The organism is Chryseobacterium sp. 7 (assembly GCF_003663845.1).
GTDB lineage: Bacteria > Bacteroidota > Bacteroidia > Flavobacteriales > Weeksellaceae > Chryseobacterium.
This window is the reverse complement of the sequence record NZ_RCCA01000001.1, coordinates 4176652-4189235: the sequence shown is the minus strand read 5'-3', so window position 1 is coordinate 4189235 and position 12584 is coordinate 4176652. Positions and strand designations below refer to the sequence as shown.

Here is a 12584-nt window from a genome sequence, read left to right as displayed (position 1 = left end):
AGTAAATTTAATAAAAGAAAGAGTTGAGGGAAAAAACTCTTTGCTGCTTCATTGGTGTTTTTAGAATCTTCGAAGTGTTTTTTTCATCGGAACATTTGTTCGCAAGATATATGCCAAATTGTAATTAATGTTAAAATCTATTGATAGAGGGGTGTATGGGATAGATTATATAGATTAAATAAAATATGTTTTTGGGTTACAAAAATAATTTGTACCTTTGCACACCCTTTTAGGGGTAAATTATGTTTAATCTTTAACTAAAACGTGTGAATACATTAAGTTACAAAACTGTTTCAGCGAACAAAGCTACTGCTAATAAAGAATGGGTTGTGGTAGACGCTGAAGGACAGCCGTTAGGAAGACTAGCTTCTACGGTTGCAAAGATTTTGAGAGGTAAGCACAAAACGAACTTTACACCTCACGTAGATTGTGGTGATAACGTAATCGTTTTGAATGCTGGGAAAATTACGCTTTCCGGAAATAAGTGGGCTGATAAGACTTACATCTGGCATACAGGATATCCTGGAGGACAGAAGTCTATGACTGCGGCTGAACTTCAAAAGAAAGATTCTTTAAAGGTATTAGAGAAATCTGTAAAAGGTATGTTGCCTAAAAACAGATTAGGAGCTGCTATCCTTAAGAACCTTTACTTATATGAAGGAACTGAGCACAAACATGAAGCTCAACAGCCTAAAACAATTAATGTTAACGAATTTAAATAATTAATTATGTCTATAGTTCACAAAATCGGAAGAAGAAAAACTTCTGTAGCTAGAGTTTATGTAAAACCAGGTTCTGGTGTTATTACAGTAAACGGTAAAGATGCTAAAGAATATTTCTCTACAGACGTGATGGTTTACAAACTAAACCAACCGTTTATCCTTTCTGAGACTGTTGGTCAGTATGATGTTACCGTAAATGTTTTCGGTGGTGGAAATACGGGTCAGGCAGAAGCTATCAGATTAGGTATTTCAAGAGCTTTATGCGAGATCAACGCTGAGTTCAGATTAGCATTAAAGCCTGCTGGTTTACTTACAAGAGACGCAAGAATGGTGGAAAGAAAGAAGCCAGGTCAGAAAAAAGCAAGAAAGAGATTCCAATTCTCAAAACGTTAAGATTTCTCGTTGGCAGATGGCTTATGGCTATTGGCTACAGAAATGTATTAAATTTTTTTTTAACTTAATCTCGGCGAAAAGCCAATTGCCAAAAGCAAAAAGCAAACCGCCAATTGCCCGTTACGTTTAGCATCCAAACGCTTCTCCCATCTAAAGAAGTTGTTGATTGTTTAAAAGACGGAAAGTAAACTAACAAAAACAGAAAACATGGCAAAAGCAAATGTAAAAGACCTTTTAGAGGCTGGTGTACACTTCGGTCACATGACTAGAAAGTGGAACCCAAATATGGCTCCATACATTTTTATGGAGAAAAACGGTATTCACATTGTAGACTTACATAAAACAGCAGTTAAATTAGATGAAGCGTGCAGCGCTTTAGAAAAATTAACTTCTGCAGGTAAAAAAGTTCTTTTCGTAGCTACTAAGAAACAAGCGAAAGAAGTGGTTGCAAAACATGCTTCAGAACTTAATATGCCTTATATTACTGAAAGATGGCCAGGTGGTATGCTAACGAACTTCGTTACGATCAGAAAGGCTGTAAAGAAGATGAACTCTATCGACAAAATGAAAAAAGACGGTACGTTCGAAACTTTATCTAAAAAAGAAAGATTACAGGTTGACAGACAAAGAGCTAACCTAGAGAAGAACTTAGGTTCTATCGCTGACATGGTGAGACTTCCATCTGCTGTATTTGTAGTTGATATCTTAAGAGAGCACATCGCGGTAACTGAAGCTAAGAAACTTGGTATTCCAGTTTTCGGTATCGTTGATACAAACTCTGACCCTAGAAAAGTTGACTTCGTTATCCCAGGAAACGATGATGCTTCTAAGTCTATTGATATGATCCTTAGCGTAGTTTCTGAATCTATCAAAGAAGGTCAGTCTCAAAGAAAAGCTGATAAAGAAAAATCTAAAGAAGAAGGAGAAAAAGTATCTGCTGATACAGATGCTGATTTCGATGCAGAATAATTGAAGATTTTCTTTTATATAGGAAAAACGCTGGATTTTGATCCAGCGTTTTTTTATTGGTGATAACTAAAGCTTTTTATTAATAAAAAATAAAAACCCACAGAATTCTGCGGGCCGTATTTTAATTTGAAAGTTTTATAGAATAAGAAGTTGTGACAAACTTTGTAGACTGATAAGCCGAGTTACAAACAACTCCGGATAATCTGTAATTCTGATTTTTAGGAACCATTGTATATCCTATTTTTCCGGCACCAATAGGGATTTTCTTAAAGAAATTACCTCCGCTTACCGTAAGCACCATATTACATGAAGATTTGTTTTCTACCGAAATAGAGGTTCTGGGATTCTTAGGATCATCACTGTTAAGAAGATCATTAAGAACATCAGCTGTTTCCGGTTTATAGGTTTTTATCAGTTCACTATATTCTCTTTCCGTGTTGGCACTGTTTCCTGCATTGCTGGTTGGGTAAGGGTAGGAGGTCCTTCCCGGGTAGCTGCCATAATTTACATTACAACTGGCAAGAATCAATGAAATTCCGGCAAAAACGAACAGTTTTCTCATCCTATTTTACTTTTTGATTTTTGTTTTTTCGGAGACTTTTCCGGTGTTGGCTCCTTTTGGGCAGATTTCACTTCTGTTTTGGAGGATTGATTCGGATTCTCTATCGTTACAAATATACTTTTTTTAATGTCTTTCAGTGAGGAATATTTCATATCGCAGATATTGCTGTTGAGCGTATATGAATCCTTTTTAAGGACAATGAAGTTTTCTGCACGGGCTGGAACAGCAAGGTTGTAAAACTCTTTTCCTTCTATTCGCAGGACGATATTGCAGTCTGAATTATTCTTGAATAAAAGAATAGCCTCATTGCGGTTAATATCCTCATTAAACATGGCATTCAGGAGCTTCACTGTTTTTTCCTTGTGTTGTACGGAGGTTTCAGCAATGAGCTTCTTAAATTCTTCAGCATCATCCGAATTAGGATTTCTCAAAGCACTTTTCGGGATATCCGCAATTACAGGCCTTGCTTCCATAGGTTTGGCTGTACGGGCACCTTTTGTCCATTCGGAGTTTTTTAAAGCAATAAGCTTAGGTTTCAGTACGCTCTTTTTAGGATCGTCAGGGTGTGCGTTCTTCAGGTATTCTTCAATTTCTTTAATGTTTGTGCTTTTTAAAATGTCTTTACTGCCTTTTTGAGCCTGTATAAAGTTGGGAATAAGAAATGTGAAGAATAGAATCGTTAAAAAATTTTTTTTCATCAGGTTGTTCTATTTCATCAGCTGATCCGGAATTTAATGTAAGTAATCGTTTTTCCTTTTGCCGAGAATAGCTCTTCATAATACGTTTTGATGTCTCTCAAATGTTCCGTATTAGGATCATATTCAGGGGCACCATAGATATCATGGTGAGCAGAAATAATCTCATAGCCTGCACCCTGTAAATATCCAAGGGTATACCCATGCAGAAATTCTGAATCGGTTTTCAGGTGAATAATTCCTCCTGGCTTCAGGAACTTCTTATAACGGTTTAAAAAGTCCGGATGTGTTAATCTGTGTTTTGTTCTTTTGTATTTTATTTGTGGATCCGGGAACGTAATCCAGATTTCGTCTACCTCATTTTCAGCAAAGAAATAATCTACAAGCTCTATTTGTGTTCTTAAAAAAGCCACATTCGTCATGTTGTTATCTACAGCTTCTTTAGCACCAAACCAAAATCTGGCCCCTTTAATATCAACTCCGATAAAGTTTTTTTCAGGGAATGTTTTTGCCAGTCCTACAGAATATTCTCCTTTACCACAGCCCAATTCCAATACAATCGGATTGTTGTTTTTAAAGAAATTGTCTCTCCATTTTCCTTTAAGTTCGAAACCATTTAAAGCATCTTCTCTTGTTGGTTGGATTACATTTGGTAATATTTTGTTTTCTGCGAATCTTGCTAATTTATTCTTGCCCATTGAGTTATAAAATGAGTGCAAAAATAGTGAAAATTTATGGAGTATCTCGGTCTTTTTGGGGTAAAAGACATAGAGATAATTCGTTTATGATGGAAATTATTGACCTCCTAAAGCTACCATAATGGCCCTTTCAATAGTTTTTTGTGAAGCATATTGAGCCCCACAAACAAGGCTGGTGAAAAGATATTGACCTTTCTCAATAACGATGGAGCTTTCACCCTGGGCTGGTACAGCAAGTCTGTATTTGGTATTCCCTACACCTTCCATTCTTACAATGATGTTACAGTCAGATTTATTTTGAATCATTATAATAGCATCCTTAGTATTAGGGTCGTTATCAAATAAGGAGTTAAGGATTTTTACCGTTCTGTTTTTATGTTCTACAGGGGAAACTGCCATCAGCATATTGAATTCTTCTGCTTCGGCGTTCGGAACGGCAGCATTTGCAGCGGTGTTTACTACATAGGTATTTTGAGCTGTACTTGGGGTGTACACTGTAGTAGACTGTTTTGCCGCCAGTTCAGCCTTATATTTAGCAATCTGTTTCTGCTTGATGATAGCATTCATTTCATCGAAGGTGATCTTTGTGGAAGGTCTTCTTCTCAGCATGGCCAGCATTTCCTGCATGTCTTTTACCTTCTGATCGGCAGGATGTGCATTTTTGATATATTCTTTCATCATTTCCATTACCCTTGGCTTCAGAACAGATCTTTTGGGGTCATCGGGATGGGCATCTCTTAAAAAAGCATTGATTTCGTAGATGCTCTTACTTTTTAAAATATCAGTATAGTCTTTCCCTTTTTTTTGGGCAGACACAGCAACAAAAAACATAGAACAAAGAAGTAAAAGTACTTTTTTCATTAATTAATATTAAATTAAAAATTCGGTGCTTCTCTTTTAATTTGCTTTCTGGGTTGGGTTAGTTTTTATTGGATAACGAAATACCAGTGTTTTTATTTTAAACACGTGTTTGTTAGATAAAATTAAACATATTTTTGAATATCAGAGAATAATACGCTGTTAAAATTAAATAATTTGTAGTAAACACATAAAAAAAATAATACGTTGGGAGGTACGGTAACAAAAAAATCCATGTGTTTTACATGGATTTTATATGTTATTTTCTAGTTATTGCTTACTACTTCCTGCAGGTGGGAACTTCTCAATCTTTTCTGATAAATAGGCATATATTTTTCAATAGGAACCTTTATTGCTTCAAAATTTCCAGCCAATACATACGCCTGAACATTTTCCGAAGTGTACACGAACTGAAGGAAATTATCAATTAGGTTTTCAGGGATTTTAAACTTAGCAAAGTAATCTTTCCCTAAATAATTTTTAATCTGGGCAATAGAAGTGTTCATCCTCTCGTAAGCCTGGTAACGTTGTTTTTTCTTTCTCTCGCCGGAAAGAATATCGTAGATGCTTTCAAGGCTAAAGGTAAGTCCGCCATCCCGTAATCCGGCAACGGGAAGTTCCGGAGGAGTTCCGTCGCCTTTGGGTTCCGGAAGACCAATTACTTTCTTAAGTGCATAAGCTTTATCTTCTTTTCTTAAAGAGTTTACGTCATACCGGAGATTTCCGGTAGGCTTGAATCTGCTGAGTACAATTTCCTGAATTTCATAATAGGCAATTTTCAGCTCAACCAGATTCTTTTGCTGCATGGTTTGAGGAGTCAGTTTGATATCTTTTCTCTCGGTAACAATAGACGTAAAACGGATCACATCCCCAATATTGGCCGGGATTGTAAAATTACCATTGTAGTCCGTAAGAACGGTTTTTTGAGTATTCAGATTCGTAACATATACCTGGTTGAGATATAAAATAGAGTTGTCTCTCAGAAATACCTCTCCGGAATATATTTGTGCATTAATTTTTGCCAGAAAAACCAATAGCAGCAGAGTAAACAGTTTCTTCATATAATGCGCAAAATTACATAGAAATAAAGCAATTCTGCCTAATTAGATGATGAATAGTGGTTAAAGTTATATTAAACTTTAAGATTTAATTGTTAAGGAGTGTTAGAAATCTAAGAATAACCTAAAAAAGAATGAAAGAGAATAAAGAAGCCGGAAGAAAAATATTGTAAGCTTAATACCTTTTTTCCGGCTTTCTCTTTTTTTATCTGTGTTTTACAAGCAGCCAGCTTGAATATTTTACAGTGAGCGTAGAACCATATTCTGTCCAGGTAATGAAATACCAGTAGGTTGCTGTAGGAACATATCTTCCGCCAACTCTTCCGTCCCAGGTGAACCTGTTTTCCGGAGTTCCTCTGAATACTTCTGCACCATATCTGTCAAAGATTCTGAATACAAGATTGTCATTGGCCATTAATGCAGAATAGTCTATTCCTTCATTGTAGCCGTCTCCGTTCGGGGTAATAGTATTGATGAGATTGATGATGGCAAAAGGCTTTTTCACCTCTTCGCACATTTTAGAGTCTCTTACAAATACATTGTGCGCGCCTCTTGGTACATTGGTGAAGACGTTGGAACTTTGCCATAGTACACCATCTAAAGAATATTCATAAGGAGGGGTACCGCCGGTCACTCCAACTTTTACCGTAGTTCCATCTATTTCAATAGAAGTAATCATAGGAAGCGGCAGTTCTGTGACATTTACATACTGTTTGTAAACACAGCCATTAAATGTAAGTTCTACCCAATAACTTCCGGGTGCAACATTGGTGATGGAAGGGGTAGTGGCTCCTGTACTCCATAAATATCTTTCGAAACCAGGTCCTGCATCTAATGTAGTGGTGGTTTTGGGGCAAATGGCTTTATCTACTAGTATATCAGATTTTTTAGGAACTTTAATATTGATGATTAGAGTTCCTACTTCCGGACATACTCCATTTTTTTCAAAACGGATATAATAAGTCTGGGAAGTGATAATATTAACGGGCGATGAAACGATATTTACATTGTTCTGAGCATCTGATAATGTTGCATGAAAAGTGTAGGTCACATTCGGATCCAGTGTAAACTGAGGGATAAACTGAGCTAAATTGACACTTTTTGTTCCATCCAGATCATCATCACAAACACTTTCTGTAACGGTTTTGGTGATCAGTGTAACTTTAGCCCCAATACTGAATTGTAAAGGTTTGATCACGCTGGCGCATCCATCCGGAGAATCTACCCTGATATAAATAGTAGTGGCGGCAGTATAGCTCCAGATGTTAGGAAGGGTATTCGTATTTCCGGCATTGGCATCTGCAAGGGTTGCATAATATCTTACGTTGGTAAAATAATTTGGATTATTCAGTACAATAGGTGTGACATTGGAAAGGATGACAGTAACTGTACCATCCAGATTATCATCACAGAAAGTACCATTGTAGTTATCCAGAACAATCGCTTTATTAAATAATGATAATGTGATTTGTGCAATACTTTTACAGCCGATATTGTTTTTTACAACGGCATATACAATAGTTCCATTGGGTGCATTGTATGCTGTTGTATTGGTAATCAATGCTGCTGCATTTTCATTCTGAGCATCCAAAAGGGTAGGATAATAGGTAATCGTAACCGGAGAATTGCTAGTAACGTTGGCTGTAGTCAGGTTGAATGTTCCCTGCCCATTAATGTCGCAGGCAAATAGTGTGGTGTTCATTACCGTAAGTGCCTGGATGTTGACGGTAACGGTTACCGTTTCACAATCCGGGAAGTCCGGATCATTGCCGCAGAATGTATACGTGAATGTATCTGTTCCTGATGTCCCGGGAGTATTTACAGTATAAGTAATCACCCCAGTTGTGGCATTTATTGTGGCTGTTCCAAGTGTAGGAGCTGTTGTAATAGCTACTGTATTGGGGGCAGTGGTTTGTGTAGAGCTGCTTAATGTAGGCGTTATGGTCTGCGATGTACAGACATTGTAGGTCTTAGTGCTTAGTTTTGTGCAGTTCAGTACTTTAAATTGTTCCGTTACTAAAGGAGCACAGCTTCCCATTGTAACAGAACAGGTATAATATCCGGGCAGCGTAGGGGTGATGGTAGATGTTGTAGCTCCGGGAACAACGGATCCGTTTCTATACCATTGATAAGTATCATAGATAAGAGGATCTACCGTAAGAACAATCCCCGGAATACAGCCGCTTCCTGATTGTAAAATCACAGGCTGCGTAGGGAAACCGGCGAAGAATCCTCCATATCCTACCGCATCACTTCCTGCTGTTATTCCTGCCATAATCGCTTTGTCCGAAACAACGGTGATGGTTCCCGTTACGTTGGGAATTCCGTAGGTAACCCAATTGTTAGTTCCGGTCATGTTGTAAGGTCCTGTTATTGCAAGAGGTGTGGCACTGTTTACGGTAACGTTGGCGCCTCTTTCTGTAATAAGATTCAGCTTTGTCGGAATATTCAGAACTCCTCCGATATTACCATTGGAGTGAACAAAATTTTCATTAATCAATCCTAATTCATTAATCTGTTTCGGAAGATAACAGTTCAGCGCAGGAATAAAGTTGAATCCTCCGGTTGCCGTTTCATTTCCAGAATTGGAATCTCCGGCCAGAATCTGATATACATAAGCATTCTTTGATGTTTTTACATATAAATTATAATGCCCGTTTCCCTGAAGGATATATTTTGAATCAGGTATAACATAATATTTTCCTGCATTGATAGTGGCTATAGGAGGAATTTCATTATTAACAAAGATCTGGGTATTGTCTTCCGTAGCAATAACAACTGCTCCTTCCATATTAGAACCGATAGGCCCATTACCTTTTACCAGAGCGAATTCATTCCCGAGTCTGTTGACTGGCACTGCCTGATCCATCAAAATATCTGAGCTGGAGGGGAAGTTTCCGGCATATTGCCCGTTGAAATTTCCATTAGTAACATTCACAGGTTTATTGGCGACAATTTTTGAACCAATAAATCCATCAAAATTTCCGGTTATATCTCCAATTCCGTCAATAATGTAAGACTGCCCTTTATTTAGCGTGAAAGTCATTGTAGGGTTGGCAGCTCCTGTCATCCCGTTAGAAAACTGAACGGTAGGGCTGTATCCGGAAATAGTAACGGTGGTATTGTCCTGAGTTGCCAGTACACTGGTCATGAAGTTCAGGATATTGTTGCTTACCGTAATAGGGGCAGAAGCGGCGTAGAATGTATTTCCTGTAGAAGGAATTCCTTTTGAAGTAATAATTTCCGCATGGTTGAATACCGAGAACCTTAGGTTGGCATAAAAAGGAAATTCCGCTTTAAGATATAATCCTTTGGTGGTAGGAGTAAACAGATCTGTCTGCTGTGTGGTAATAATATAATTCCTTAAAACATCAAATTTCTGGGGATTATTTTTGCTGATATTCACCGTTCCGATCAGAACGTTATTGTTATAAATATTGACAGGAAAAGGGGTAGTTCTGCTGGTGGATAAATACAGTTTCTGATAAGGATTGGGTGCACCCGTCCTGTCTACCATCGGAGCAAACCAGTGCTCACGGTCCAATTGGGCGAAGGTAGAGGTGAAAATATAAAATATAAATAAAAAAGATAGAATTTTCTTCATTCAGTATTAGTATTTATCGCAAATTTAATAATAAAAAGCATTGAATGCTTGAAAATATAATAAAAATGCTTTGATTTTAAACCCGAAGCTTTTAAAAATTTATATCTGGATAAAAAATAAGCCACGATTATTAAAATCGTGGCTCATCAATATAGTTTTAAACTAATTATTACTCTCTGTTTTTAACAAGAATCCAACCTGTATATTTTATTGGAGTCTTTTCTTTGTTGGATTCATTCCATGTGATATGATACCAGTATGTTCCTGTTCCCAGCTTTTTATCAAAGTGTTTTCCGTCCCATCTGTAGTTGTTGAATTTATTTCCGGTAAATACCATATTTCCATATCTGTCATATACTACGAAGCTCAGGTTTTCTTTGTAAGCAAGTTCACTGTAATCTATATAATCATTTACGTTATCTCCATTAGGTGTAATGGCATTTAATAAATTAGGAATTGTGATTTCTACCGAACTAGGGGTACAGTTATAGAAATCTTTTACATAAAAAGTATGCTGTCCTCTGCTTAAACCTGTGAATACATTTGAATCCTGCCAGTTAGCCGTTCCGTCAACCGCATATTTGAAAGGAGCTTTACCTCCGCTTACGATTACCGTTGCGGTATTGTTGTTGATCTCAATAGTTTGGATTACCGGATCTTCTACTTTTTTCACTTTTACCGTTTGGGTAAGGAAACATCCGTTTTTACCAAGTACTACGGTGTATTCTCCCACACCTACATCTCTGATGCCTGAAGTAGTAGCACCTGTACTCCATTGGTAAGAATCATATCCTGAACCTGCATCCAGGTTAGTTTTTGCATCCATACAGATGTATTGGTCTACAAGGATTGGAGATTTTTTGATTGGAAGTACAATTAATTCAATTTTTGCATTTGCTGTACATCCTTCAGCAGTGGTTACTTTCACATATACAAATCCTCCGGTTGACGGGAAGTTGGTAGGTGTTGTAATTTCGTTGATCCCTGCTGTAAGATCATTTAAAGTACGATAATATTTTTTAGTAACTGCATTATAGTCTGTTACTTTAGCTTTTGTAAGATCAAAATAAGCATAAGGATCTACATCATACCAGCATGCCTTAATAGAAGTATCTGTTACAATGAACGGTACTACAGTAAGGTTTAATGTTACCTGCTCACAATCTGTAAACTCTACAGAGTTTCCACAGAATTTGTAAATAATTTTATCTGGTCCTAAATATCCAGGGTTAGGTGTGTAAGTGATGGTTCCGTTCGGATTTACTACAGCTGTTCCTTTTGTAGGCGGAGTTAAAATTACTACTGTACTTGGTACCACCGTCTGAGTGGAAGAAGTAAATGTAGGGGTAATAATTTTAGTAGAACAAGCGTTAAGAGCCTGTGTAGTCTCTTTTAAACACATTTGTACTTTATAGATAGGTGTGGTAACAGGAGGACATGTTCCCATTGTTACTTTTACCGTATAATTTCCAGATTGTGTAGGAGTGTAAGTAAAAGAAGTTGCCCCTGAAATGGCTACTCCTTCACGGTACCACTGGTAAGTTTCATATCCGTCATCCAATTCAAGAACAATTCCCGGTACACATTCTCCTGTTTTTTTAGCAATTACAGGGATTGATGAGAATCCGGCAAAGTAGCCTCCGTATCCTGCAGAGCTATATCCTCCGTTGATACCTGCTGTTACAGCTTTTGTAGAAGTAATATTGATGTTCCCAGTTACGCCTGTTATTCCATAGGTTACCCAGTTTGTATTTCCTGTTACCGGATAAGGTCCGTCTGTTGCTGCGATAGGTCCGCCGTTTAACAATACCGTTGCCCCTGTCTCTGTCAAAATATTTAATTTGATCACCAGGTCACTAGGGGTTGAACTTGCACCTCCTGATCCAAGAGGCATTTCATTAATTTTCCCGATCTCATCAATCTTCCTTGGAAGGAAACAGTTCAATGGCGGGATATAGTTGAATCCATTGGTAGCATCACTTGCTAATATTCCGATGAATTGGTATAAATATACATTTTTGGTTGTAGAAATGAACATGTTTGAATGTCCTGAAGTACCCTGGGCTACATAGCTGGTTTCATTAATTCTATACCATTGTCCGGCATTAAGAGTGGCAACAGCAGTACTTCCGCCATTTAAAAATACCTGAGTGTTATCTTCAGTGGCCACAATAAGACCTCCCTCCATATTTAAAGCAGGAGCAGTAGATCTTGTTTTTACCATGGCAAAAGTATTTCCAAGTCTATCCACCGGTACAGACTGATCCAAAACCGGATCACTTCCTGTTGTAGTGGCAGAAAAGTTAGCATTACAGCTTCCGTTGGTAAGCGTTATCGGCTTGGTAGCAACTATTTTTGCACCAATAAAACCTGTTTTGTTCCCAGACTGAGATCCTGATCCTGCAAGAATGAAAGATTGACCTTTCTGTAATGTAAAGGACTGGGTATTACCAGTAGGAGATCCGTTAATAAAAACTACTCCGGCAGTTGCGTCCCATGATACGGTTACGTCTGTATTGTCTTCAGTAGCTAGTACCCCTGCAGTAAAGTTTTGAATACTGCTGGTATTTGTATTGGGGGCCGCAGCCACAAAAAATGTTTTTCCAATTCCGGCTTTTCCTTTACTGGTAATTACTTCCCCGTGAACACTTTGGGCAAGTCTTAAGCTACAGTAAAAAGGTTTGGCTGCTTTTAAATACAGTCCTTTATTACCCACATTGAATGCTTCAGTAGTGGTAGCTGTAGAAACAAGGCTGTTGTCTACCTTATAGGTCTGCGGACTACCTTTACTGATGGTAACCGTAGTAACTACAGCATTATTGTTATAAATGGTTACATCAATGGGAGTCAATGAATCAGTAGAAAGGTATAGCATATTGGTATACCCTCCGGCACTGTCAAAATAAGGAGCAATCCAGTGCTCGGTATCCCTTTGTGCAAAGAGTGGATTAATTGTCAAAAAAATTAATACCAAACTGAGTAGAAATCTTTTCATGTGTATGGAATTAGGATTTCTACAAAATTA

Annotated in this window: 10 protein-coding genes; 3 read left to right on the top strand and 7 right to left on the bottom strand. The window is 37.6% G+C overall.

The window, feature by feature from the left end; translation table 11 throughout:
• Window positions 1–266 precede the first annotated feature (266 nt).
• From rplM to rpsB, 3 genes are all read left to right on the top strand, one after another.
• The gene (gene rplM / locus CLU97_RS19235; RefSeq protein WP_027375420.1) at window positions 267–722 is read left to right on the top strand and encodes a 50S ribosomal protein L13; all 456 of its coding nucleotides are present in this window, start codon (window positions 267–269) and stop codon (window positions 720–722) included.
• 6 nt (window positions 723–728) lie between these two features.
• A complete protein-coding gene (gene rpsI / locus CLU97_RS19230) occupies window positions 729–1115 on the top strand; it encodes a 30S ribosomal protein S9 (RefSeq protein WP_002976218.1) in 387 nt (128 codons plus the stop codon).
• A gap of 207 nt (window positions 1116–1322) precedes the next feature.
• Window positions 1323–2084: a 30S ribosomal protein S2 gene (gene rpsB, locus CLU97_RS19225; protein WP_034692922.1), complete on the top strand. Its 762-nt coding sequence runs from the start codon at window positions 1323–1325 to the stop codon at window positions 2082–2084.
• 121 nt (window positions 2085–2205) lie between these two features.
• Here the strand turns inward: rpsB and CLU97_RS19220 are convergent, their stop codons facing one another.
• The 7 genes from CLU97_RS19220 to CLU97_RS19190 form a co-directional block, all read right to left on the bottom strand.
• Window positions 2206–2646, bottom strand: a complete 441-nt coding sequence (locus tag CLU97_RS19220) for a DUF6759 domain-containing protein (RefSeq protein WP_121489360.1) — start codon at window positions 2644–2646, stop codon at window positions 2206–2208.
• Entirely contained in the window at window positions 2643–3344 is a 702-nt protein-coding gene (locus CLU97_RS19215; RefSeq protein ID WP_121489359.1) for a DUF6759 domain-containing protein, read from the bottom strand. The genes CLU97_RS19220 and CLU97_RS19215 overlap by 4 nt, the downstream gene beginning before the upstream one ends.
• Window positions 3345–3361: 17 nt before the next feature.
• On the bottom strand, window positions 3362–4039 hold the full coding sequence (gene trmB / locus CLU97_RS19210; RefSeq protein WP_121489358.1) for a tRNA (guanosine(46)-N7)-methyltransferase TrmB: 678 nt from the start codon (window positions 4037–4039) through the stop codon (window positions 3362–3364).
• A gap of 96 nt (window positions 4040–4135) precedes the next feature.
• Window positions 4136–4900, bottom strand: a complete 765-nt coding sequence (locus tag CLU97_RS19205) for a DUF6759 domain-containing protein (RefSeq protein WP_121489357.1) — start codon at window positions 4898–4900, stop codon at window positions 4136–4138.
• A gap of 263 nt (window positions 4901–5163) precedes the next feature.
• Window positions 5164–5958, bottom strand: coding sequence for a hypothetical protein (locus CLU97_RS19200; protein WP_121489356.1), 795 nt, complete (start codon window positions 5956–5958; stop codon window positions 5164–5166).
• Between the two features lie 202 nt (window positions 5959–6160).
• Window positions 6161–9559, bottom strand: coding sequence for a T9SS type B sorting domain-containing protein (locus CLU97_RS19195; protein ID WP_183084617.1), 3399 nt, complete (start codon window positions 9557–9559; stop codon window positions 6161–6163).
• A 169-nt stretch (window positions 9560–9728) separates the two neighbouring features.
• Window positions 9729–12554 (bottom strand): gliding motility-associated C-terminal domain-containing protein, encoded by a 2826-nt coding sequence (locus CLU97_RS19190; RefSeq protein ID WP_121489355.1) that lies wholly within the window; start codon window positions 12552–12554, stop codon window positions 9729–9731.
• Window positions 12555–12584: the final 30 nt, after the last annotated feature.